Origin of the sequence: Collinsella sp. LCP19S3_H3 (genome assembly GCF_052119145.1) — a bacterium.
Lineage (GTDB): Bacteria > Actinomycetota > Coriobacteriia > Coriobacteriales > Coriobacteriaceae > Collinsella.
This window is the reverse complement of sequence record NZ_JBQKFW010000002.1, coordinates 191,297-214,822: the sequence shown is the minus strand read 5'-3', so window position 1 is coordinate 214,822 and position 23,526 is coordinate 191,297. Positions and strand designations below refer to the sequence as shown.

Below are 23,526 nucleotides of genomic sequence, written 5' to 3'. Positions count from 1 at the left end.
TCCGATCTCCCGGGGCCGGCCGATCCGGCCCTCAGGGTATCGGGTTCCCACATTCATCCGCACATGTACGGATGAATGTGGGAGGTGTTCGGATAAAGTTGATAATCAAGGAGAAGTCGCTGCGTTCTTCGTGTGAGTGGGTTTCAATGTGGAGTCCACTCATTCTTTTGTATCATATACGCGGCAGTGCATCGTTTGTTGTTTGACATTGGGAAGGTAAAGCCATGTCCCTACTTTCAAAAATTAAAATGCTTCTTCCCGGCTCCTCTAGATCATTGCATGCCATGCATGAGGACATGGACCGTCGTTTTGATGAGGTTTTCGCGCGTATTGAGCAGGCCGATAATGGCATCAATATGAATATCAATTACAAATTCGATACTCGATTATTTCCAGAAATCGAACTGCTCAAGCAGCGCCAGCAAAGTTTGTCAGAACAGATGAGCCTTCGCTTTGAATTGCTTGCACGGCGCGCGTACCCCGATCTCACCCCGTTTGAACTCCGTTGCAAAATCTTTGATGCGTTACCCGATGCCGAGGGCGATATTCGATTGATGCAGCAGGCAAACGCGGCGTTGATGAGTAAACTGGACGCGATTTGTACTGCCAATAAAATTCAATACTGGCTTTCTTACGGCTCTCTTGTGGGGACCCTGTCTCGATCGGGTTTTATTCCTTGGGACGATGACATTGATATCTGCATGATAAGGTCTGACATCGAAAGACTCGCCCTTGCTTTAAAGGATGATCCTAATTTTCAAATCACTCTTGTATTCGACTGGTTTGTAAAGTGTCGCCAAGTTCGCTTTTGTTCAACTAATCCGCTTATACCTTGTTTTGTTGATATTTCGATTTATGATTGGGCAGCTGATAGCTCTAAGCGTTCGAACGATCAGCTTAGACAGCTCAGAATTGAGCTAATGGAATTCTTTGACAATAACGAGCGTGAGTTTAGTTTTTGGAAGGATAATCCCTGGATGGTTCATCCCGACAGCGGGTTTTGCGTACAAAGCGGAGATGTTGACTTGGAGGCTCAAAGAACGGTTATTTCTTCTGCCGAGATCGATCTCGTCCAAGGGGTCTTCGATTCGTTTAACAAAAAGGCTCACGATTTCGGTTTGTTGATTGACGAACCTGTTGGTGATTTCGCATACGCGATTGATAACATTTTTGACGCCCCTAAACGTAGGATTATCTGGGACCGTAGTGATATCATTCCCGTTGTAAAGCACCCGTTTGACCATTTCTCCTTTTCGGTTCCCGCGAAGGCTGAAAAGGTTGCTGAAGACTGTTATCCTGGTTGGCCGTATATGCCTATGGACATCTGCGGACATGACCATTTTGCTAAGGACGTTTTGTCTGATCCCGATGTTCGCTCTGCGATGGCAAGTTTTGTTGACAAATGCAATCGGTAGTATTGTGGCGCCGTTGAGTGAACCGCTAGCAAGAATAGGCACCGGAATCCATGTCGGTCCCGGTGTCCGAGTTCAATGGCTTTCGCGATATTCAGCAGTGCTCAGGGCCGTATCGATGACCACGCGGCTTCCCATTTGGAGATCTATTATCGGATTGAACGTGGCAGCGCTGTGCGCATCCTTCCGGGGGGTAGCCTGCAGGTAGATGGAACCGTTGACTTTATGACGTATGTCAACGGATTTTCTGCCTTGAAATGGAGACAATACGCGGGGCTTGATGAGGTCTGCCTGAATTTGGTTCTTGGTGGATCGGGGATTGTACGCATTTTTGGCGTAGAACATGGGTCGCCCGAACCGGTACAAATTAAACAGGTTCCTTTTTCTCCTGAGAATGGATCGGGCACGCTGGCCATTAGTGTCTGTCTGGAGAATTTTGACCTTATTGGTTTCTCTGTATCCTCCGAGGAATCGACTACCGCGACTTTAGTTAAGGGGTAGTGTCGAGAAAGTTGGTGTAGCGCCCTATCCGAAGCGAGTCGGCCCGGCGTCCTGGAACCTGGAACACGGTTGATATCCTATGCCGCCTCGGTCCTGTCCGCAAGCTCGAGACCCGATTCGGTCATCTTCCTGGACTCCGCCTCCAGCCGCGCCCAGTCGACCGTCCCGTCGATCCCGCGCGTGCGGCCCTCGTCGTAGAGCTCGCCCATCTTTGCCTCCGAGAAGTACCTCGACTCCTGCCACATCTCGTCCTGCTCGCACATGACCGCGCCCGCGATCCGCACCAGCGAGCCCGTGGAGGGGAACACCTGCACGACGCGCGACCTGCGCTTTATCTCCCGGTTGGTCCTCTCCTGCACGTTGTTGGTGCGCAGGCGCTTCCAGTGGGTCGGCGGGAAGTCGAGGTAGGCCAGGGCGTCGGGCTCGGCCTCCTCGAGGATCGCCGCCGCCCTCGGGCAGCACCCCTCCAGCATGTCGCGCGCCGCGTGGTACATGGCCGTCACGGTGGCGGCGTCGCGCCCGCGGAACACCTGCGACACGACCCTGCCCACGCGGCGCCTGAGCTGCCAGGAGCCGGCCTCGCGCATGCGGTCGCGCATGAGGTGGACCGCGCAGCGCTGCCGCGCGGCGCCCCGGAAGACCTCGCCGAGCGCGCGGACGAGCCCCGGGTGGGCGTCCGAGACGACGAGCCCCACGCCCGCCGCCACGCGCGAGCGGATAGCCCGCAGGAAGGCGAGCCACGAGTCGTAGGACTCGGTGTCAACCACGTCGACGCCCAGGACGCGCCTCCAGCCGCCCGCATCGCAGCCGATGGCGGTGACCACGACGGCGGCGTCGCCGCGGCCCCCGCGGCGGCACTTGACGTAGATGGCGTCGAGCCAGACGTAGGGCACCGGCGTGCCGTCGAGGGGCCTTGCGCAGAGCGCCTCGATGTCTGCGTCCAGGCTCGACGCGATGGCGCTCACCTGGTCCTTCGAGAGCCTGGAGACGCCCATCTTCTCGGCCGCCCTCTGCACCCTGCGGGCGCTGGTGCCCGTGGCGTACATCTCGGCGACGGCGGCGACGAGGGCGCGGTCGACGCGCCGGTGGCGCTCGAGCACGTCCTCCGGGAAGAAGCTGCCGGAGCGCAGTTTGGGGATGCGCAGCGTCAGCGTGCCGACGCAGGCGGCGAGGCCGCGCTCCCGGTAGCCGTTGCGGCTGTTCGCCCCGCCCCCGCACAGCTGGTCGGCCTCGGCGTCCATCACTGCATTCACGACTTGCTCGGCGAGTCTGCGGAGCAGCTCCTGCATGTCGATGGCGCCGTCGTCGAAACGGGGCATGGCGAGCATGTCCGGCGTCGGGTCTGATAAGATTTCCGTAGCGGTCTTCGTCCTTTCCTAGAACCTGTTGTTGTGGTGATTTCAGATTCTAGGACGAAGGCCGTTCTTCGTTAAACGGGCGCTAGGGCGTCATCCTTACACCAACATTTTCGACGCGATCGCCTAAGAACGATAGACGCTGGTCCAAGGTGTTCGCTGCTTGCTTGTTTGCATTGCTTGTGTTTTTGACTCCTCAGCTTTCGCTTGCCGACGATACAGGTGAGACGCAGTTTGCACAGAATGTCGCGGTTGCGGAGCAGGCTGCCTCTGCTCTGCCTGACGTTTCCGAGCCGGATCAAGATACCGCTGCGGCCGAGGCTGGTCCCGATGCTGTGGTGGAGACGGCCTCGGAATCATCGATTTCTGACGATGTTTCGACATCTGAGGCTGCCAAGGCGGCTGCGCCTATCCTCTCCTACACGGCCTATGTTCAAAACAAGGGTTGGATGGGTTACGTCGATGCCGGCAAGACTGCGGGCGCCACAGGCAAGTCGCTCAATATGGAGGCCCTTAAGGTTAGACTTTGCGCTAACGGTAAGCTGCTTGCTACAAATGCGATCTCCGTTGAGGCGCATGTTGCCGGCATCGGTTGGGTTAATGCTGTTGGCAATGATGCCCAGGCCGGAACGACCGGCAAGTCTAAGGCAATTGAAGCTGTGAAGATCAGACTTTCGGATGAACTTTCTTCTGGCTATTCGATTTGGTATCGCATTCATTTTGCCAATTTTGGCTGGCTTGACTGGACTTGTGATGACGGGGAGGCTGGATCGACCGGCTACGGTCTGGCGTTCAGGTGATCCAGATTCTGATTAAGCCCAAAGGGTCTTCGGCACCTGGGTCCACGTCGGGCTCCTATTTTGATACGCCTCGCTATATCGGATATCAGACGCCGGGACGCTATCCCAAGGTGAGCTGTAATACGGTTAAGCTGCCTTCGTACTGCAAGGGATACTTTACGTACGTGACGCCATCTCGCATTCGATATAACGCAACGCGCCAGGATTGCATCAATGCGTTTGTTCGGCGTGCGTACGAGTACAAGGGCACATGCTATATTAAACCGTGGTTATCGCTACCTGGGGATGCCGTCGATTGTTCTGACTTGGTGCTCCAGTGCCTCTATGTCACGGGTATGGATATGGGCTGGTATAACCTGTACAACCACCGTTGGCTGCCTGAGCAAACGTATAACTCTATGAACTGGTATCGTAACAACACGTTTATGCCGGTGAGCACCTCTAAAATGCAACGCGGCGACGTTGTCTACTATCGAGGCCACATCGGCATCTACATTGGTAATGGCCAGATTATCGATTCGTGGCCTGGTATTGGCGTGACACAGCGTTCGGTTTACGCCCCTGGCGTGCCCATTGGTGCAGGAAGACCTTTTTCATAATTGACATCGCTTTGTTTGCGGGGACCCCTATTTGGTCCCCGTTATTTGTATTGGGCGTTTGGGTTTAGGCTTTAACCTATTCTGCATGGGCCTCTTAAGCGGTTCATCTGGGTTTTAGCATTAGAATTGCCGTCCAATATGCACGCTCTTTCCCCACTCAAAACCGATTGATGACCATTTAGCCCTTTTGTTGGGCTGACACTCGGGTATCGGAGGATAATGGTCTTAGAGCTATCTGTTGTAAGGGGAATACAATGAGAAAGATACGCCTGGCGTTTGTTATGACGCTATCGACGCTTATGGCTTTGCAAAGCCTGCTTTCGCCGATTTCTGTTTGGGCAGAGGTTGCAAATGCCCAGCCGTCACCCTCCTTAGAATCGAGTGACCACGTTGATCAGTTGGGCAATTCGAGCGAGACAATTGACGGTTCGCAGACTATCGATCAGATGATTGCCGAGGAGGATTCTGAAGCAGGGGAGGTTGCGTCTTCGCCCGAAGTCCCCCGTGAGTCTGTCCAAAATGATATGGCTTCGGTCTCGACCGTTAGTGTCGACAGCGTTTCGTATGCCGCTCACGTCCAAGACATAGGCTGGCAGCGCTCGGTTTGTGACGGTGCAACGGCAGGTACCACGGGTCGCTCCAAACGCATCGAGGCCATTTGCGTAAGCTTGCTCTCCAAGGACGGTGAGGAACTTCCCAATAGCAGCATTTCGGTTCAGTCGCATATTTCTGGTATCGGTTGGGAGGTTCAGCCAGCGGGTAACTGCCAGGTATCTGGCACTACGGGGCAGTCGCGTGCTATCGAGGCTCTTAAGATCAAGCTTTCTGATGAGCTTTCTGCTAGTTACGACATCTGGTATCGCGTGCATTCCGCCAATTTTGGTTGGCTTGGTTGGGCGAAGAACGGTGAGCCCGCTGGCTCTCAGGGGTATGCTCGCCGTGCAGAAGCGCTGCAGATCAAGGTACTGCCCAAGGGTTCAGCCGATGCGCCGCAGCAAACAGTGGCGTTTAAGGATAGGACTGCCGAGCCTCCTTCGGTGACATACCGCACTCATGTATCCAATGTTGGTTGGATGGGCAATGTGTCTGACGGAAAGACGTCTGGATATGCCGGCGGTTCAAATGCTATCGAGGCGCTGGAAGCTCGCGTCAATTGGTATGGCCACAAAGGCCAGATCTCTTCGCGTGCCCATGTTGCCGGTATTGGTTGGCAAAATTGGACCACAGGAACCGCCGGGACCACAGGCCGCTCGAAGGCTGTCGAAGCCTTTCAGTTTAAGTTGAGTGGCGAAGCTGCCAATTCGTATGACGTATGGTATCGCGTCTATTCTTCCAAACTCGGTGGCTGGCTTGGTTGGGCTTCTAACGGTTCGTCCGCCGGTTCTGCTGGTAAGAGCGCTGCGATACAAGGCATACAGGTTAGGTTGGTCGCAAAGGGTGACAAAGCGCCCGGAAGCACCGACGGTCGATTTGTCGGTGATGTTGATTCTCTGCGCGTGAGCGCGCTTAACCTTAATCGTAAAAGTCTGGGGTCCAAGAGTGGTAAGACTGTCGTGCTGGGATCGGAAAAGGGCAAAGCGGCTTTGGGGTCGCTGGCGATTAACATCGAAAATCAGGATTTGGCTGGTTCTGTTTGCTACGCCGGGCTTTATGAATATGGCGGATGGACGCAGGCCGTAGCAGACGGCGCCCAACTCAATGCGATAAATAACGGACGCGCTCTTAAGGGCGTCAGGATGCAACTTTCGGGCATGCTTTCGAATTCGTACGACATCTGGTATCGTTGTTGCGATTCAAAGGGCGGCTGGCTTGATTGGGCCTGTAATGGTGCAGACTCCGGTTCGTCTGTAACCGGCTCTTATCTTATTGCCCTCGAGATTCGAATCCTTAACAAGGGCGCCGCGGAACCCGGTTCGGTAGGGAGTCCCTTTGTCGCGGAAGTGGCCTCGAATTCGCCGCATGTCATCTATCAGGCTCATTCTGCCAATCAAGGTTGGGGCAATACCGTTAGCGACGGCGACACGGCTGGCATTACGGGCGAGTCGTTGTCCCTTCAGGCGCTAAACGTTTCACTTTCAAATATTGGCGACGATTCTGGCCTCGAGGTTAAGGCTCATGTCGCAAACAACGGCTGGCAAAATTGGGTCTCCTCTTCATATGCGGGAACCGTGGGTCAAAACAAGGCCATTCAGGCTGTTCAACTTCGACTAACGGGTTCGGCTGCAAATAAATACGATATCTACTATCGTGTGCACTCAGCCCGTTACGGCTGGCTCGGCTGGGCAAATAACGGTTCTTCCGCTGGTACCACCGGTTTGGGGCTTCAGGCCGAAGCCATTCAGATTAAGCTTGTTGCCAAGGGAGATTCGGCTCCATCTTCGAGCGAACCCCCGTGCGTAACGAATCCTGCGTTTTCGGTTCAGGCGCATGTTTCTAACATTGGCTGGATGAACCCTGTAGGCAACGGTGGCGTTGCGGGCACGAGCGGTAGGTCGCTCGGCATCGAGGCACTTAAGCTTTGTGTTTCGGGAGAGGTTTCGGGCGGCATTGAGTGTTCCTCTCATGTCCAGGGTATCGGCTGGCAAAACTGGGTTTCTGGAGGAGAGGTCTCAGGTACTGTTGGTCAGTCCAGGCGTGTCGAAGCGGTCAAGATTAGGCTGACCGGCAATATGGCCAAGTACTTCGACGTCTGGTATAGGGCGTATTGCCAGGATTATGGATGGATGGGGTGGACCTGCAACGGACAACCGGCAGGAACTTCCAAGGTTGGATATCGTCTCGAATCGCTTCAGGTTAAGATTGTCCCTAAGGGTGCTGGTGCCCCTGGTTCCACGAGCTATCCGTTTACCGATCAGCCCGCCATGTCGTATGAGATGCGTTCTATGCTCAATCGCGCTAACTGGTATTCCAGTAAAACGGGTTGGCTCGTTATGGTCGATCGCACCAATTGCCGCCTGGGTGTTTTCCGCGGTGCTCGTGGTTCGTGGCGTTACGCCCAACACTGGGCGTGCTCTACGGGTGCCCCGGGTACGCCGACGCCTGCGGGCGAATATTCGGTAACTGGTAAGGGATATTCCTTTGGCAACGGCTATACCTGCTATTACTACACGCAGTTCTATGGCGACTACCTCATCCACTCCGGTACGTACTATCAAGGCACGTTTAGGGTCATGGATGATCGAATGGGAATGCACATTTCACACGGCTGTGTTCGACTTTTGCTCGATCGCGCCAAGTGGGTTTGGGATAATGTTCCCATTGGCAGTAAGGTTGTTATCTACTAGCACGGTTTCCGCAATTGCAGATTGTGCTCCTTGTAGCGGAGGTCTCTTGGGACCTCCGTTTTTTGTTGCGAGATTTGGGAATTCAACCCTATGTAACGTAGAATAGAAACACACGAATAAAGGGGGAAATATGCTTAAACGCTTTGCTGTTCTCTTATTGTCTGCTTTGCTTACCATTCAGCCCATGCTGTGTCCCGTTTGCGTTTATGCAGAAGGAGCTACCACCTCAGATATCAATGTTGGCACGGCTGACGCATCTTTGGATGACAGTCAGATCGATGCGTCGGTTGGGGAAGGTGCATCGGCTTCTAACGAGGTCGTGATTGACTCTCAATCTAATCCAGGGTCCAACGACGCGGAGATGCCAACCGAAGACGAATCGGCAATTGCCCAGGCTAAACCCACACAGGTTTCACTCGATGTCGTTGACTTTGTTTACGTCGAGAATTCCCTGGTGTCTCTTGGGGAACAGTGGAATCTCGCTATTGCCCTTAAGGATGCCGGCGTTACTATCGATGACGCTTGTGCCACGCTTGTCGACTCCGAGGGCACTTCGCATGTCATTTTGGCGTCTGATTGCGCCGGCAATGCCGTCAGGTTTGCTGGGTCTTTCGACGAACAGAGCCAGGCGCTTCGCTATACGCTTCGCGATATGACCTACACGCTTTCTGGCGGCGAAACGTTTTATGTCTCGTTTGAGGATGACGAGGTGTCTCAAAACACCTATTCGTTTGAAGTTGTCTCTTCGGATGTTAAAGATTCTCTAACTGATCCCGACGGTGACGACGTATCCGCCGTGGTCATCAACGAGGACGGTTCACTTGAGTCGGCCGATTCTGTCGAGGAGGCTTTGTCTCTCGCTGATAGCTCGTCCGATGTTGCGGTCTGCGACGTCGATGATGCTGGCGATGCTGGTCGTGCAGCAGCTCGCGATTATAGGGAAAACTATCTCGTGGTTGCCATTGATCCCGGTCACGGCGGAAACGACCCAGGCGCCTGTGCAAATGGCGTCGTTGAGCGCGACGTTAACTGGAGCATCGCCAATCACTTTAAGGATGAGCTTTCTACCTACACGGGCGTGACGCCGTATCTTACGACCAATGGTGAAGAGCCGGGTCTCGAGAAACGCGTACAACGTGCCGCCAGTGTTGGTGCAGACGTGTTTATTAGCGTCCATGTTAATTCCGCCGCTTCCAATGCGGGCGGTTGCGAGGTTTGGGTTCCCAATAACAGCTCCTATAACAACCACGTTCATAAGGAGGGCGAAGAGCTGGGCACCAAAATCGTGCGTCAGCTGGCAAGCCTGGGGCTTACATATCGTGGCGTTAAGTCTCGTGATTGGGGACAGGATTCGAGTGGCGCTAACAAATACCCCGATGGCAGCATGAAGGACTACTACAGCGTCATCCGCACCGCCCGTACCTATAACATTCCGGGTATTATCGTCGAGCATGCATTTGTTACAAACAAAGAGGATGCCGCTCGTCTTGCCGATGATTCGTTTAGATATAAGCTGGGCGTTTCGGACGCTAGGGGAGTAGCCGAGCAATACAACCTCGTTAAGGACAAGGCTGCCCGCGCAAATGCGACGGTTGGTGTTACGGCCTATGTCTCCAATCTTGGCTGGGAGAGCACTGTTTACGACAAAAAGGTCGCGGGCACTACGGGTAAAAGCCTGGGGCTTCAGTCCTTTAAGGTGTCTGCCCTTAATTCGGTCGCCCAGTATGGCGGCGTTGCCTATCGCGCAAACGTTGACGGTGCTTGGCAAGATTGGAAAACTGACGGTCAAGAGGCCTGCGCTGCCGGTAAGGGCAAATCGCTCCAAGCCGTGCAGCTTAAGTTGACCGGCGCTGCGGCAAATAAATATGACATCTGGTATCGTGTGCATTCCGCCAACTTTGGTTGGCTCGGCTGGACTAAAAACGGATCGAGTGCCGGTAGCTTTGGCTATGGGAGGTCTGCTCAGGCACTCGAGGTCGTCATTGTCCCTAAGGGCTCGAGTGCTCCGGGCGCAACGGCAAATTCCTTTTTCGATCACGGTAACGACCCTGTTGAGCTTGCTGCTCAGGCACACGTGAGCAGGATTGGCTGGATGGCTCAGCAAAAGGCCGCTGAGGGAAAGAGCGTCGTCATTGGCACGACTGGACACAGTCTCCCGCTGGAGGCCGTAAAGTTTTCGTTTGTTAACAAGGGCATCGGTGGCGGCATTCAGGCCAGGGCTCATGTTCAAGACATTGGTTGGCAGAACTGGGTAGATACTGGCGCTGTGAGCGGTACTACGGGCAAGAGTAAGCGCATGGAGGCGATTTGCTTGCGCCTTACGGGCGATCTTGCGGCTAAGTACGATATCTACTACCGCGCGCACGTCGCCAATATCGGATGGCTTGGTTGGGCAAAAAACGGCGAGAAGGCTGGTTCGCAGGGGTATAGCTATGCGGCCGAGGCTATTGAGGTCAGACTCGTTAAAAAGGGTTCCGCGGCGCCCAGCACATCGGGTGAGGCATTTAAGACACCGCTTGTTATTTACAACGCGCATGTCCAAAACATTGGCTGGCAAAATAAGGTTCGCGACGGCGCGACGGCCGGCACGACTGGTCGTAGCCTGCGCATGGAAGCGCTGAATGTTTCATTGGGCAGTTGGGCGATGTCGTCTTCGGTGCAGGTGCGTGCACACGTTGCCAATATCGGTTGGCAAAATTGGACTACAGGCACGGCAGGAACCACGGGTAGGGGCTTGGCAATTGAGGCCCTGCAGATAAAGCTTACGGGTGAAGCAGCTCAGACGTACGATGTCTATTATCGTGTCCATTCCGCCAACTTTGGTTGGCTTGGCTGGGCAAAGAATGGCGAGAGTGCCGGGTCGCAGGGTTTCGGCAGGGCTGCTCAGGCTGTTCAGATAAAGCTCGTCCGCAAGGGTGGTGCCGCCCCTGGTTCTATCGCTACGCCCTTTAGGATCAAAGAATCGGCTACGAGCACCGATAAGATTATGGGAAAATCGACTGCTACAGCTGCGCAAATGGCGGCGGCTTATAAACGCACGGGCCGATCCTATCCCTCGAATGTCTATGCCTCTAAGGGCGCTTCCACTATCGATGCGTTTGCGCAGATTGTTGTGAATGAGGCCGAAGCGGAGGGCGTGCGCGCCGATGTCGTATTTGCGCAGGCTATGCTCGAGACCGGTTGGCTGAGCTTTGGTGGCTCCGTTAAGGCCTCTCAGTGTAACTTTGCGGGCATTGGTGCGGTTAATGCTCAGACTGGCGGCGCAACGTTTAAGAATGTTGCCGAAGGCATTCGCGCTCAGGTTCAGCATCTTAAGGCCTATGCATGTACGGATAAGCTCAACAAGCCTTGCGTTGACCCGCGATTCCATCTTGTTAAGCGCGGCTGTGCTCCGCTCATTACAGACTTGAATGGTAAATGGGCTGTCCCCGGTACCACCTACGGGCAGAACATCATGGGTATTATCGCTCGGTTCTAACTCTTTGGCCTTTGGGATACACAGAAACGTAATTTGAAGAGTCCGCCTCAATGCAAGCACTGACATGGTTTTTGCGCGCATTGAGGCGGGTTGAATTAACTCACTTAAACCGAGCTTTAACTCTGTGGAGGCTAGGCTGCCTTTTTGAGCTTGCTTGCGGCCTGCAAAATGGACTGCAGGTGCTTTTTGTTAAGACACAAGTAGGCCAGATAGATTATGCAGAATGCGAGGCTCGCAGCAAGCGGCGATGCAACTTGAGCGATGACAACGAAGGCCGCACTCAGCACGAGCGCCATAAAGCCTAGACGTGTTGTTTCGACGCCCAAAATCTTGGTGATCTTGAGCTCGGAATAAGTGCTTCGGATGCCCAAGATGAGCATGACACCGGTGAGCGTAAATTCAACAGAATGGAAGACATATGTTCCGGCAATGGTGATAACGGCACTCGTGGCAAAGGCGACAATGTTAATCTTGAGCAGCTGTTTTTCTTGCCTCAGCACCTTAAAGAACGTAGTGCCCACTATGTCCATCTTGCCGTCAAAAACGCAGATGGGAAACAAGATCGAGAACAACTCAAGGCTTTTGGCATACTGCGGAAGCCATGCGGTGAGGATGACGACGATCGGGCCAAATAGAACATAGATGGCTGGGAGCATTACATCAAGTCCATCGCGCATAACCAGAAAGACCTTCTTAAGATTGTCTTCGGAGGTCTGCTTGAGATTGGGGAAAAATACCATGCTTACCTGAGACAAGAAGGTTAAGAATAGCGATGCGATGGAGATAGAGAACGAGACGATAGAGAAGACTTCGATACCCCAATTGGCATCGATGAAGAATCGAACACAACCCAAGATAAGTTGGCTCATGATGTTTGAAATCATGAGCTTGATGCCAATATTGATGCTGTGTATGGAAAGGGCGACACATTCCTTTGGGGAATATAGACCAGCTTTAATAAAGTCCTTGGCATGAAAAACGCAGTATGCGAGGCGAAAAACCTTTGAGATAAGATATGCCACAAGATAAGGTTCGACCACATTTACGCGCGCGATCATCAGTGCAACAAAGATCGCAAATAAAGAGAGCGTTTCAATGACGCACGAAAGCGAGAAAAGCGGCGTTTCGTTCATGGCTTGGAAGACGAACCCAAGAAGAGTTGACGCATTGGTGAGCAAGAACGTTACGCTAAAGATGGCAAGAACAAAAGCGCGCTCTTCTTCAAAGGGGCCAATCAATGCCGTAATAAAAACGCCAACGGCTATTATGCCCTGAAACAGGAGGCCGACCATAAATTGCGAGTTGACCGATTTTTTATCGATCTTTCCGCGAGTTTGTCCTCCCTTTTCTAGGTATAGGCCATCATTGAGCCCAAAGTGCATGAATCCTGCATAGCTCATGTAGAAGATCAGTAGCTGCCAGTAGCCATATTCGCGTACGCCCAAAAGCTTGGGGAGCACCAGGGAAAGCACAATAGAGGAAAGTGTGCTAATTCCCTGGGATAAAAATGCCAAGGCGATGTCTTTCAGTACTTTTTTAAAGTTCATATGGCTCGCTTAGAGTTCGGTTTGTAATCGGTTTGACGTTATTCTAGCAACGCAAATCACTTTATCCGTTCGCCTGCTGTTCGTTGAGGTAACACTGTAATTGCTTAAATGAGTCGATGAGGCCGTATTGGGGTGACCAGCCAAGGGTTTCCAACTTTTTCGCGCATAGCTTGAGCTTTACATCGGCAGCATATCCGCTGGTATTTTTCATATCGATATCGAATACAAGTCGACTTGTCCCATTCGAAAACTTATCGATTACCAATTGTGCGACGTCTCTGATGGTGCTGTGGGTCTCTTCGTTAACAACATTGTATGCTTCGCCGGAAATCCCTGATGCAAGGAGTGTCAAAATAGCCTTTATGGCGTCGATGCTGTTGATGTAATTTGTCTCCGAGAGACCACTGGTCTTTAAGGTGATGTTCTCGTTGGCGAGAGCGCTGCGTAAAAACTGCATGAATGCTCGATTTTCACCTTCAAGGACGCCGGCTCCAAACGTTTGTGCGAGCCTTGCGGAACATACGTCAACTCCAAATTGCTGTGCGTAGGCATTGCACATGCACTCGCACATGCGCTTGCTCTCGGGATAACAGGAGCGAGCAGAAGATAGATCGATATAGCCCAGCTTATCTTCGGTTGCCAACGTGTCCTTCGGGAGTGTGCCATAGTACTCCATTGAGGAGATATACAGCATTTTTGCGGAATCTGCTTGGGCAAGGCGTAGCAGTTCCTGCGTGCTCACAAGCGAGGTTTTAATTACCTCGACAGGGCGTTGAACCATTATCTTTGACTGCGTGATGGCTGCTGCATGAACGATATAGTCGATTTTGGGAAGCTCGGCAGTGAGAGTTTTAGACAAATCCTGCTTTACAAGATTAATTTCATTAGACAGGTACCCGTCGAGAACGGACACGGCTTTTGTTTTATTGCGCACGACGGCATAAATGGTTACCGAAGCCCCGTATGCTTCATTTGCATAGGAAAAAGCTTTTACCAATAGTGATCCAACTAACCCAGTTGCACCAGTGACGAGGATATTTTTATGAACGAAGGGCTCAAAGGCATCCCTGTCAATTTGAGAGAAGGCTTTGTCAAGAATGTTGGAACGCATGTCTACCTCTGTATAATCTAGTCGAAAAGGAACCGCAATCAATTGATTGGCATCATATGGATACAGCATACAACAATTGTTACGCCGTCATATTTGCTGGCGGTGTTGGGTCTCGTATGAAGGGAGCCAGCATTCCAAAGCAATTTCTCGAACTTGGCGGAAAGAGCATTATAGCCCACACGCTCGAGCATTTTGAAAAACATCCGCGGATTGCTGGAATAGTCGTTGTTTCTGTTGCATCGGGGATTTCTCGCATGAAAGAGATTGTTTCCGCCGAAGGCTTTAAAAAGGTGTTGGATATTGTTCCCGGTGGCCAGACTGGCCAGGATTCTATCTTTGAAGGCCTTGCCAGGCTTGCGAGGCATGATGCCGTAAACGATTCATCGGTGGTTTTGGTCCACGATGGCGTACGTCCTCTTATCGATGGTGAGACCATCGATGCGTGTATTGAGTCTGTTATTACCAGGGGCTGCACCGCGACGGTTGCACCGGCGGGGGAGACGATTATCGAAGAGGAAAATGGGGTCGTTACTCGCGTTGTGGATCGCTCCAAGTGTAAGCTCGCACGCGCCCCCCAAGCCTTTATGTTCAAAGATCTTTATTCCGCACAGCTCGATGCTCGTGCAAAGGGCCGCCATGACTATATCGACTCGATTTCCCTTATGTCTGACTATGGTTATGTGATTCATACTATTGAGGGACCTGTCGATAATATTAAGATTACAACACCCCGTGATTTTTATTCCTACAAGGGCTTTGTTGACTATAAGGAAATGAAACAGCTGTGGGGGGACTGCTAATGGAAGACCCCTTCTTCAGCATCATTGTCCCCGTGTATAACTCGGATAAGTATCTTGCTTCAGCCGTGGAAAGTATCGTTGAGCAATCCTTTGCCGATTGGGAGTTGCTGCTCATTGATGACGGTTCAACTGATAATTCAGGCAAGATCTGTAACGAGTTTTCCGCTGCGGATTCTAGGATTAAGACCTTTCATCTGGTGAACGGTGGCATGTGCCACGCACGAAACGTTGCGCTCAGAGAGGCAACGGGCACTTATGTAACTTTCTGTGACAATGACGATCACTATCTTCCGGGTTTGCTTGAGGCGGCGCATGATTTCATCCGGGTAAATGGCGGGGATATTGACTGCATTTGCTACGGACGTTATTTGAGGCAATATGCCGAAAACGGGACGCTGCTGTATGAATCCGAGGCTGTTCCTTCTGTGCGTGACGTGTTTTACGGCGAAGCAATTGCCGATAACTATGACAAGGTGGCCTATGCATCGGATGGCGTTTGGTGTAGATGCTATCGTAGGGGCATGTTGCTCGCTAATCAGATTCAATTTGATGAGTCCCTCCGCCATGGGGCTGAAGATTTTTTGTTTAATATGCAAGTGTTGTCTGTGGCCCGTTCAATTGGCTTAATTCCAGAGTCGTATTATGAGTGGCTTAGGCGTGAGGGTCACAGCGCATCTATGTCTGTGAGTCCCGACACGATTGATGGTATCGATCGGGCGCTTGCTCTAGAGGTGTCTTATCTTGTCGCCCATGGCTTTGATCGTACGAATCCGAGAGCTTTCTCTCGTCGCATTGTGAGCCAGATGCCGTTTCAGGTGGTAAATGTCAGGCGCAAGGAGGTTAAATCCCTTGAGATTGAACTTCCTTTGTACCGAATGCTGAGGGATGTATATTTAAAGTACGATCATCTCATAACGCGAAAAGAGCTTCTGCCTGTTCATAGAATTGAGTACTCTCTGCTTATGGGCGGCTACTTTAGGCTCTTGCTTTGGTTCGTTTTGTTTTCGGGTTATGTTTCTAAGCTTGCTGGAATCGAGAAAGCTAGTTCTTAATATTTTATTTGCCCATTACGTTTTAGTTCATGGGGTAAGTTTATGTAGAAAACCCTCTATATTTGCACCTATGCGCGGCTTTCGTTTGAATGGAGTAATGACGATGCTTAACTTTACCGTCGGTCCGGTGATGTCCGATTCCGAGGTGCTTCGCCTTGGCTCAGAACAGGTTCCGTATTTTAGAACGCCTGAGTTTTCTGACGTGATGCTGCAGAACGAGCGGCTCTTTCTTCAGTTTATTGATGCGCCCGATAATTCTCGAGCGGTGTTTATTACAGGCTCGGGAACCGCATCGCTCGAGGCAGCGGTTGCCAATGCGTTGTCGCCAAAAGATAAGGCCCTTGTTGTGGTTGGCGGCAGTTTTGGCGAGCGCTTCTCCAAGCTCTGCGATATCCATGGGGTTCCCCATGACGATATCGTTTTGCCCTTTGGAACTACGTTGACGCAGGAAATCTTGAGTCAGTATGATCAAAAAGGCTACACGGCACTCCTGGTCAATATTCATGAAACCTCAACGGGTGTTCTGTACGACGCCTCCATGCTTGCAGATTTTTGCAAGCGAAATAATGCTCTGTACATCATGGATGCCATCAGTGCCTTTTTGGCCGACCCTCTGAACATGGTGGAGCTTGGTGTCGATGTGTTTATTACGGGTTCGCAAAAGGCTCTTGCGTGCCCGCCGGGCGTCTCGCTCATTGCTCTTTCGCCTCGGGCGATCGACCGCGTTAATTCCAACGATCCGGGCTGTATGTATCTTGACCTTCGCTCTGCTCTTAAGAACGGCGAGCGTGGGCAGACTCCGTTTACTCCTGCTGTGGGAACGCTCCTGCAGATTAATAAGCGTCTCAATTTGATTGCTGATAACGGTGGCCCCTCTGCTGAGATTGACCGTGTCGCTTCCCTGGCCCATGATTTTAGGTCTCGCATTGCGGATATGCCTTTTGAGCAGGTTTCCCCTGCACCCTCAAATGCGGTGACCGTCCTTAAGCCTCTGCATGTTTCCGCGCGCGATGTTTTTATAACCCTTAAGGATCGTTATAGCATTTGGGTCTGCCCCAACGGCGGTGATCTTGCTGATGTTATCTTCCGCGTCGGTCATATCGGATGCCTTTCAATTGAAGACAATACAGTGCTGATCGTTGCTCTTAAGGATATGCTCTCAAAGGGGCTTTTGTAGGGCGGTGGGATAGAGTCACTATGGTTAAAGTCATTACATATGGCACGTACGACATGCTTCACTATGGTCATATTCGACTGTTGGAGCGGGCGCGTGAGCTAGGCGATTACCTTATCGTTGGCGTTACCGCCGATGACTTCGATCGTGCCCGTGGAAAAATCAACGTGGAACAGCCTTTGGCAGAGCGCATGGAAGCCGTTCGAGCTACCGGCTTAGCTGATGAGATCATTGTTGAGGAGTACGAAGGCCAGAAAATCGACGATATCCGTAGGTACAATATCGATATATTCACCGTTGGCTCTGACTGGCAGGGTCATTTTGACTACCTCAACGAATACTGCAGGGTTGTTTATCTCGATCGCACTGCAGGTATATCTAGTTCCGAGATCCGAAGCAAAAGGCAAGCTCTCAAAATGGCATTTGTTGGATCAGGCCCCGTGCTTGATAAGTATATTGTGGAGAGCTCCTTTGTTAACGGGATGAAAGAAGCTGGTCGGCTCGTTATTTCGAGAGTAACGGATGCCTCGAGCCAGGACTATGAGCACATTCTCGCTCAGAGTGATGCGGTTTTCCTCGCCACTCATCCCGACGGCCACTATCAAGAGATTTTTTCTGCCTTACATCGCGGTGTTCACGTTTTATGTGAGTCTCCAATTGCAAAAACTGAGGATGAGGCTCGTTGGCTGCAGAAAATTGCCCAAGAACGTGGTCTTGTATTAATGGATGCCATTAAAACTGCCCATGCGATGGCGTACACGCGTCTTCTCCTGCTAGCAAAGGCCGGAACGGTCGGAAGGATTGTGTCTGTCGATGCTACTTGCACTGGAATGAGTGGTTTTCGATCCCATTGTACTGATGGCGATGCCGTGCAAGGCGCGATGGATTATTGGGCTCCTACTGCAGTTCTTCCTATCGTCCAGCTTCTTGGAGACTCCTTTGCGTCGGAGAGCTATGTTTCCTTTACCGACGCCGCTCAAAAAGGCGTTGATATGTTTGTGCGCGGTTCGTTTGAATATCCCAACGCAGTGGCTTCATTTAAAGTGGGGCGTACGGTTAAATCTGAGGGCGAGTTAATCATCTCTGGAACGGAGGGGTATATCTACGTTCCGGCTCCATGGTGGAAAACTGATTATTTTGAAGTTAGGCGTGAGAATGCCGATAATAACAGGCGTTATTTTTTTCAGCTTGACGGTGAAGGTATTCGTAATCAGCTTGCTGCTTTTTCTCGTGCCGTGGAGCGCGGTGCCCGCATGCCCGGAGTAACCCTTGACGAGTCAATCGCGATAGCTCGAATTTTTGAGCATTTTTGTTGTGCCCGCTTTACGAAGACCATCAATTAATGTGTATAGTTACCGCTACTTTTGTTTTAGCATCATGGAGCAAAATTGATTTCTAAATGTTATGACAGCGAGACCCTTGAGAAGGTCCATAAGATCAATCTCTGCATTTATCAGGATTTTGCAGATTTATGTGCACGTCATCAGATTAATTATTTTGCAATATCCGGTACCGCAATTGGCGCATTGCGTCATCAGGGCTTTATCCCTTGGGATGATGATATTGACATAGCCATGCTGCGTGATGACTACGAGCGATTTGTAAGATATGCAAAGGTGGAGCTTGCAGACAAGTATTATCTGATGGGTCCCGAGTTTGAGCATAAGTATTACAACCTTAAGCCGCATCTGGTTTTAAAGGGCACGACGTTCGTGACCAATGAAGCATGGTCTGCGGGATTCAAGCCCGGTTTTTTCCTCGATCTGTTTATCTATGACAATATTCCCGTTGATAAGGGTGAACTTGCTAAATACCATCGTCAGTGCAAGTTTTTTACCATTTTATGGTTTGCCTATCATGTTCATTTTGAAAATTTGCTTGATACTCAGGACACTTTGATGGGCAAGTCCAAGTATGTTGCAAGTTATCTTATTGGTAATGCGCTGCGCTTGATTCCAGGAAGCGAGAAGTGGATATGGGAGAAATACGATGCCCTGTCCAAAAAGTATAGGGGAAAAACCAAGCGCTATTCCGCTCTTACAGATTACGGTATGACGTACATGTATGTTGACGAGGATGAATTGTATCCCCTGGTTGATATGCCTTTCGAAAACACGAGCGTGAAGCTTGTGCATGAGTACGAGAAACAAGTTTGCAGGCATATGGGTCCAAATTATATGGAGCTTCCTCCGGTCGAGAAACGCACGAATCACTTTCCCAAAGAGCTTGATTTTGGACGATATGAAGAGGTGCTTTAGCGATGCGATCAATTAATCAGGACGATATCCAGCCTCTTCTTCTAGACATGCTTTCTGCGTTTCACGATTATTGCGTACGACATGGGCTAATATATTTTTTGTCTGATGGAACCTTATTAGGTGCTGTAAGACATAAAGGTTTTATCCCGTGGGACGATGATGCAGATGTTTCGATGGTTGACGCTGAATATGACAAGCTCGTTGCACTTGCTAAAGAAGACCCTTACCTTGATTCTTTGAAGCGGTATAAGTTTCTTTTGCCTGCAGAGTTGCCAAACTTTTATCCCTTTTTAAAAGTCGTTGATACATGCACCATTGTCTATGAAAAGGATATTGATCGCCAATATTCCATCGGGCTTTGGCTTGATGTTTTTCGCCTCTCACACTGCGACGCCGACTTTTCTAAGACCATCGATAAGTATCACCACATAATGAAATTGCGTAACCTGAATAAGATTGCTGTTGCTGGTGATTTTTCTACACCGCTATACAAGGCACTGTCACCTTTGCTGACGATGGTAAAAGGAATTATTTCTCTATTTGGCGCTGCCTGTCCAAATCTCACGTACAAGATGCTCGAGATTGAAAAGTTGATGCCAGACTCTGGCGATAAGCTTATGGATATCACTTGGGCTGATCACGATGAACACTATTTCGACGCCTCGCTTTGGGATGAGGTCGCCGAGCTCTCATTTTGCGGGAAATCTTTCTACGTGCCCAAGCGGTTCGATGATGTGCTTACCCGTCAATTCGGCGATTATATGCAGCTGCCTCCGGAGAAAGATAGAGTCCGTCATTCATATGAGGCGTATTACATTTAGGTGTTAATTGGTTTTCCTTAGGATAGGGTGGCCTGTATTGGTGCCACCCTTCTGTTTTTAATAGAAAATCCTTAATAAAGCTTATGTGCTAGTGGCTGCACACAGACTGCCGTCAGAAAGTAAAAGACGCTAAGGCAAGCCTAAGTATCTTGTTGAGATAATTGCTAGAACAGAATAGGAGTTCTGCTGAGTTGGCGAAAGCTTTAAAATACCTGCGTTCGCCCAAGGATGTCAAAGCGTTATTGAAGATATCGTTTGCCTTTGAGTAGCGAATGGCTTTTGCTTCTGAGTAGGCAGCATCAACATATATATCGGCTTCTCGAGGGTCTGCTGCCCGATTTTTTCTGAACTCTTTTGTAATGTAGCGCTGATAGAGATATTGTCGAAAGAGCGATGACCTTGAGATGCTTTCTGAAGTCATTCGGTATTTAAGTATCTCTTGGTTGCAGTTTCCAATCTTAAGTCCTGCCATGGATGCGCGGAGTAAAAAGTCGTAGTCCTCGCAGAGGGGGATCTCTCTGTAGCCCTGGGCGAAAGCGGAGGCTTTGCCAAGCCAGGTGGGATGTGGGACACAGTTATTCCAGCGCAAGGCTCTATTGACAGCATTTGGTGTTATAGGCGGCTGGGGAATGTCGTAAAGGTAGGCGCCGCTCTCGTCGATAATGCTCATTCGGCCGCCAACAAGATCTAGTTCGTTCGATGTTAGGAACGACAGCTGTGATTCGATTCGATTGGGCTCCGAAATATCGTCAGCGTCCATTCGGCAAATATAATTTCCTCTTGCTATGCCGAGTGCCTTGTTTAGAGATTTAACGAGACCTAGGTTATATTCATTTTCAATTACTGTAATCCTATTATCCTCGATTTGTTTTCGGTATGCGAGGTCTTTTACCGGCTGATTATCTGGGCAGTCGATAATAATTATAAATTCAAAATCGCAATAGGTTTGGTGAAGAACTGAGTCAATAGATGCCTCTACGAGGACAGCATTTTCTTTATAGGTCGACATAATGACAGAGATATTCGGCATAATACTCTCTTTGACGTTTGAACTTGCAGTGGTTGCGAGTCTTGAATGACCGCTTGGGCAATGGGTATTATAGGCTTCGCCGCACTTAGTTGCTATGTACGCCGATTGGGGTCTATCTCTGTCGTATTCATATGGCATTTAGTAAGTTATAAGATTGGTTGGTGCGTCAATGCCTTCTGCGATACGTAGAAACTACGATTCGATTGATCTGGCAAAATTTATTTTGAGCATCTTTGTCGTCGCAATTCATGTTCGACCATTTGACGCGTATTCAGTTTATTTCCGTCCTGTTCTTAGAACGGCTGTTCCGCTCTTTTTTCTAATTACGTCTTATTTTTTCTTTGTCCGGCATAAGGACCTGTCTGGCCTGGATGAAAAGGTCGCCCATATAGAGCGTCATGTTTCTCGAAATCTACGTTTGTATCTATTTTGGATGATAGCATTTCTGATTCCTACCATTAGGTATAGACAGTGGTTTGCGAATGGTGTACTTAATGGGTTTGCTTTGTGGGCTAGGTCGTTTTTTGTGGGCAGTACCTTTATTGCTTCATGGTTTATTATGGCAGCGGTTATTGCAATAGTTTTGATAACTGTGCTCTCGCGATATCTTTCGAATGCCACGATGCTTCTATTATCTTTGGTACCTTTTGTAGCATGCTGTCTTATGAGCGGTTACGGTAATACTGCGTTTATGCAGGCTCATATTAGCGTATTTTCCCAATCATATGGGTTCGACTATAACAATTTTTGGGTTGCTCTGTTTTGGGTTGTAGTTGGGAAAATGCTTGCAGAGTTTCCGCCTGATAAGGCTCCGAAACCCAAAGAGCTCGTTATATTAAGTGCTTCTGGCATTGTCCTGCTCTATTGTGAACAATTTTTAATTATGTCACGGGGCTGGGCTGTTGCAGATGACTGTTATTTTACGCTGCCTTTTTTCTGCATTCCCGTATTTCTATTGCTGCTTAGTTGTGATGTTCAAATTGAGCATACGAAGTTTTTACGCTGTGCGAGCACGGTGACATTTTGTTTACATGCAAACTTGCAGTTCATTTTGATGAGTTACTTTGGGTGTTGCGTAACTCAAAACGCGATGTTTGTAATCGTGCTTATCGCATCGTGGCTTCTTACGTTTCTCATCCTTAAACTGGAGAAATTGCCACATTTAAGCTGGCTAAGGTATAGTCATTAATCATTCGCTATCATGGATACATTATTAGTCAAATATTGTGAGAGCAAGTTTTGAAGACGCTAATCATTATTCCTGCCTACAACGAGGAAGCTTCTCTGGGGAATACGGTTGCCAAGTTGGCGGCTGTTGTTCCCGATGTTGATTATTTGGTCGTTAATGACGGTTCCATTGATGGAACTGCCCAAATTTGCCGTGACAATGGCTATCCGTTTTTGGATCTGCCCTGCAATCTTGGCCTCGCGGGTGCGTTCCAGGCGGGTATTAAATATGCTTATCGGCATGGGTACGACTGCGCTATTCAGTTTGATGCCGATGGCCAGCACCTGCCTCAATACATTCACGATCTGGAGCAGGCGCTCCAGACAAGCGATATTGCAATTGGCTCGAGATTCGTCGATCAGCCCAAGGGCAGCTCGCTGCGTATGTTTGGCAGCAATATCATTCAAGGAGCTATTAAAGTCACGACAGGTCAAGTCATCCATGATCCCACCTCGGGCATGCGTGCTTTTAACAAGCGCATGATTAAGCTGCTTGCTCTCGGTCTCAATATGGGTCCAGAGCCCGATACCGTTTCGTATCTCATTCGATCGGCCAACGCCAAGGTTGTTGAAGTTCCAGTAACTATGGCAGAGCGCGAGGCGGGGGAGAGCTATCTTAACTGGAAATCTTCCGTTAAGTACATGCTTCGCATGACTCTGTCTATTCTGTTTATCCAGTTCTTCCGTAAACGCTTGGAGGGCGATGCTGCATGACGCTTCCGCTTCGCATTACGCTGTTTGCAGCGTCTCTGCTCACCTTTGGTTATATGACCGTCAAGATTCGCGATTCAAAAATGCGTCTTGAGGACTCTTTGTTCTGGTTTTGCTTCTCGGCTTTGCTGCTGCTTGCCAGCATTTTCCCTCAGGTGTTTTTCTCGCTTTCGAATCTCGTTGGCACCATGTCGCCTTCGAACTTCGTGTTTCTATTCTTCATCTTCATCTTGCTTATTGTTTGCTTTAGGTTGAGCGTTCGTCTTTCTCAGCTCGATACAAAGCTTCGCGAGCTTACCCAGCAGTTGGCGATTGAAAAGCTCGAGCGTCACTACAATGACGAGAGCCACGCGAAAAGAGGCTAAT

The 23,526-nt window shown here is 50.3% G+C and carries 19 protein-coding genes; 15 read left to right on the top strand and 4 right to left on the bottom strand.

Annotated elements, in window-relative coordinates; translation table 11 throughout:
* Positions 1-224: 224 nt before the first annotated feature.
* Positions 225-1,415: a LicD family protein gene (locus ACTQZF_RS01920; protein WP_441554415.1), complete on the top strand. Its 1,191-nt coding sequence runs from the start codon at positions 225-227 to the stop codon at positions 1,413-1,415.
* Between the two features lie 75 nt (positions 1,416-1,490).
* A complete protein-coding gene (locus tag ACTQZF_RS01915; RefSeq protein ID WP_441554414.1) occupies positions 1,491-1,913 on the top strand; it encodes a hypothetical protein in 423 nt (140 codons plus the stop codon).
* A gap of 77 nt (positions 1,914-1,990) precedes the next feature.
* Here the strand turns inward: ACTQZF_RS01915 and ACTQZF_RS01910 are convergent, their stop codons facing one another.
* On the bottom strand, positions 1,991-3,241 hold the full coding sequence (locus ACTQZF_RS01910; protein WP_441554413.1) for an IS256 family transposase: 1,251 nt from the start codon (positions 3,239-3,241) through the stop codon (positions 1,991-1,993).
* A gap of 194 nt (positions 3,242-3,435) precedes the next feature.
* On the opposite strand from ACTQZF_RS01910, the gene ACTQZF_RS01905 reads away from it, so the two are divergent.
* The 4 genes from ACTQZF_RS01905 to ACTQZF_RS01890 all read left to right on the top strand — a co-directional run bounded on the left by ACTQZF_RS01905 (position 3,436) and on the right by ACTQZF_RS01890 (position 11,429).
* The gene (locus tag ACTQZF_RS01905) at positions 3,436-4,068 is read left to right on the top strand and encodes a hypothetical protein (RefSeq protein WP_441554412.1); all 633 of its coding nucleotides are present in this window, start codon (positions 3,436-3,438) and stop codon (positions 4,066-4,068) included.
* Entirely contained in the window at positions 4,065-4,667 is a 603-nt protein-coding gene (locus ACTQZF_RS01900) for an NlpC/P60 family protein (protein ID WP_441554411.1), read from the top strand. The genes ACTQZF_RS01905 and ACTQZF_RS01900 overlap by 4 nt, the downstream gene beginning before the upstream one ends.
* A 254-nt stretch (positions 4,668-4,921) precedes the next feature.
* Positions 4,922-7,951 carry a L,D-transpeptidase family protein gene (locus tag ACTQZF_RS01895; protein ID WP_441554410.1) on the top strand — a complete coding sequence of 1,010 codons (3,030 nt, stop codon included), beginning with the start codon at positions 4,922-4,924 and terminating at the stop codon, positions 7,949-7,951.
* A 361-nt stretch (positions 7,952-8,312) separates the two neighbouring features.
* Positions 8,313-11,429, top strand: coding sequence for an N-acetylmuramoyl-L-alanine amidase (locus ACTQZF_RS01890; RefSeq protein ID WP_441554409.1), 3,117 nt, complete (start codon positions 8,313-8,315; stop codon positions 11,427-11,429).
* Positions 11,430-11,560: 131 nt separating this feature from the next.
* Here the strand turns inward: ACTQZF_RS01890 and ACTQZF_RS01885 are convergent, their stop codons facing one another.
* Positions 11,561-12,976: a lipopolysaccharide biosynthesis protein gene (locus ACTQZF_RS01885; protein ID WP_441554408.1), complete on the bottom strand. Its 1,416-nt coding sequence runs from the start codon at positions 12,974-12,976 to the stop codon at positions 11,561-11,563.
* A gap of 61 nt (positions 12,977-13,037) precedes the next feature.
* Positions 13,038-14,087, bottom strand: coding sequence for an NAD-dependent epimerase/dehydratase family protein (locus ACTQZF_RS01880; protein WP_441554407.1), 1,050 nt, complete (start codon positions 14,085-14,087; stop codon positions 13,038-13,040).
* 56 nt (positions 14,088-14,143) lie between these two features.
* Between ACTQZF_RS01880 and ACTQZF_RS01875 the strand changes: the two genes are divergently transcribed.
* From ACTQZF_RS01875 to ACTQZF_RS01850, 6 genes are all read left to right on the top strand, one after another.
* Positions 14,144-14,887 carry an IspD/TarI family cytidylyltransferase gene (locus tag ACTQZF_RS01875; RefSeq protein ID WP_441554406.1) on the top strand — a complete coding sequence of 248 codons (744 nt, stop codon included), beginning with the start codon at positions 14,144-14,146 and terminating at the stop codon, positions 14,885-14,887.
* The gene (locus ACTQZF_RS01870; RefSeq protein WP_441554405.1) at positions 14,887-15,939 is read left to right on the top strand and encodes a glycosyltransferase family 2 protein; all 1,053 of its coding nucleotides are present in this window, start codon (positions 14,887-14,889) and stop codon (positions 15,937-15,939) included. Before ACTQZF_RS01875 ends, ACTQZF_RS01870 begins: the two co-directional genes overlap by 1 nt.
* A 97-nt stretch (positions 15,940-16,036) precedes the next feature.
* Positions 16,037-17,116, top strand: coding sequence for a pyridoxal-phosphate-dependent aminotransferase family protein (locus tag ACTQZF_RS01865; protein WP_441554404.1), 1,080 nt, complete (start codon positions 16,037-16,039; stop codon positions 17,114-17,116).
* A gap of 20 nt (positions 17,117-17,136) precedes the next feature.
* A complete protein-coding gene (locus ACTQZF_RS01860) occupies positions 17,137-18,456 on the top strand; it encodes an adenylyltransferase/cytidyltransferase family protein (protein WP_441554403.1) in 1,320 nt (439 codons plus the stop codon).
* A 45-nt stretch (positions 18,457-18,501) separates the two neighbouring features.
* Positions 18,502-19,371, top strand: a complete 870-nt coding sequence (locus ACTQZF_RS01855) for a LicD family protein (protein ID WP_441554402.1) — start codon at positions 18,502-18,504, stop codon at positions 19,369-19,371.
* A 47-nt stretch (positions 19,372-19,418) separates the two neighbouring features.
* A complete protein-coding gene (locus tag ACTQZF_RS01850) occupies positions 19,419-20,192 on the top strand; it encodes a LicD family protein (RefSeq protein ID WP_441554401.1) in 774 nt (257 codons plus the stop codon).
* 112 nt (positions 20,193-20,304) lie between these two features.
* On the opposite strand, the gene ACTQZF_RS01845 is transcribed toward ACTQZF_RS01850, so the two are convergent.
* The gene (locus tag ACTQZF_RS01845; RefSeq protein WP_441554400.1) at positions 20,305-21,222 is read right to left on the bottom strand and encodes a glycosyltransferase; all 918 of its coding nucleotides are present in this window, start codon (positions 21,220-21,222) and stop codon (positions 20,305-20,307) included.
* A gap of 169 nt (positions 21,223-21,391) precedes the next feature.
* Between ACTQZF_RS01845 and ACTQZF_RS01840 the strand changes: the two genes are divergently transcribed.
* From ACTQZF_RS01840 to ACTQZF_RS01830, 3 genes are read left to right on the top strand one after another with little or no spacing between them, the layout of a single operon-like run.
* Positions 21,392-22,411, top strand: a complete 1,020-nt coding sequence (locus ACTQZF_RS01840) for an acyltransferase family protein (RefSeq protein WP_441554399.1) — start codon at positions 21,392-21,394, stop codon at positions 22,409-22,411.
* A 50-nt stretch (positions 22,412-22,461) separates the two neighbouring features.
* The gene (locus ACTQZF_RS01835; protein WP_441554398.1) at positions 22,462-23,163 is read left to right on the top strand and encodes a glycosyltransferase family 2 protein; all 702 of its coding nucleotides are present in this window, start codon (positions 22,462-22,464) and stop codon (positions 23,161-23,163) included.
* Entirely contained in the window at positions 23,160-23,525 is a 366-nt protein-coding gene (locus ACTQZF_RS01830) for a DUF2304 domain-containing protein (protein ID WP_441554397.1), read from the top strand. Before ACTQZF_RS01835 ends, ACTQZF_RS01830 begins: the two co-directional genes overlap by 4 nt.
* Position 23,526: the final 1 nt, after the last annotated feature.

Excerpts from the sequence above, each read along its gene's own strand:
- ACTQZF_RS01895 (WP_441554410.1), top strand. The coding sequence starts at position 4,922 with ATGAGAAAGATACGCCTGGCGTTTGTTATGACGCTATCGACGCTTATG.
- ACTQZF_RS01920 (WP_441554415.1), top strand. The coding sequence starts at position 225 with ATGTCCCTACTTTCAAAAATTAAAATGCTTCTTCCCGGCTCCTCTAGA.
- ACTQZF_RS01915 (WP_441554414.1), top strand. The coding sequence starts at position 1,491 with ATGGCTTTCGCGATATTCAGCAGTGCTCAGGGCCGTATCGATGACCAC.
- ACTQZF_RS01910 (WP_441554413.1), bottom strand. The coding sequence starts at position 3,241 with ATGCTCGCCATGCCCCGTTTCGACGACGGCGCCATCGACATGCAGGAG.
- ACTQZF_RS01845 (WP_441554400.1), bottom strand. The coding sequence starts at position 21,222 with ATGCCGAATATCTCTGTCATTATGTCGACCTATAAAGAAAATGCTGTC.
- ACTQZF_RS01890 (WP_441554409.1), top strand. The coding sequence starts at position 8,313 with ATGCCAACCGAAGACGAATCGGCAATTGCCCAGGCTAAACCCACACAG.
- ACTQZF_RS01865 (WP_441554404.1), top strand. The coding sequence starts at position 16,037 with ATGACGATGCTTAACTTTACCGTCGGTCCGGTGATGTCCGATTCCGAG.
- ACTQZF_RS01850 (WP_441554401.1), top strand. The coding sequence starts at position 19,419 with ATGCTTTCTGCGTTTCACGATTATTGCGTACGACATGGGCTAATATAT.
- ACTQZF_RS01870 (WP_441554405.1), top strand. The coding sequence starts at position 14,887 with ATGGAAGACCCCTTCTTCAGCATCATTGTCCCCGTGTATAACTCGGAT.
- ACTQZF_RS01840 (WP_441554399.1), top strand. The coding sequence starts at position 21,392 with ATGCCTTCTGCGATACGTAGAAACTACGATTCGATTGATCTGGCAAAA.
- ACTQZF_RS01860 (WP_441554403.1), top strand. The coding sequence starts at position 17,137 with ATGGTTAAAGTCATTACATATGGCACGTACGACATGCTTCACTATGGT.
- ACTQZF_RS01880 (WP_441554407.1), bottom strand. The coding sequence starts at position 14,087 with ATGCGTTCCAACATTCTTGACAAAGCCTTCTCTCAAATTGACAGGGAT.
- ACTQZF_RS01830 (WP_441554397.1), top strand. The coding sequence starts at position 23,160 with ATGACGCTTCCGCTTCGCATTACGCTGTTTGCAGCGTCTCTGCTCACC.
- ACTQZF_RS01885 (WP_441554408.1), bottom strand. The coding sequence starts at position 12,976 with ATGAACTTTAAAAAAGTACTGAAAGACATCGCCTTGGCATTTTTATCC.
- ACTQZF_RS01875 (WP_441554406.1), top strand. The coding sequence starts at position 14,144 with ATGGATACAGCATACAACAATTGTTACGCCGTCATATTTGCTGGCGGT.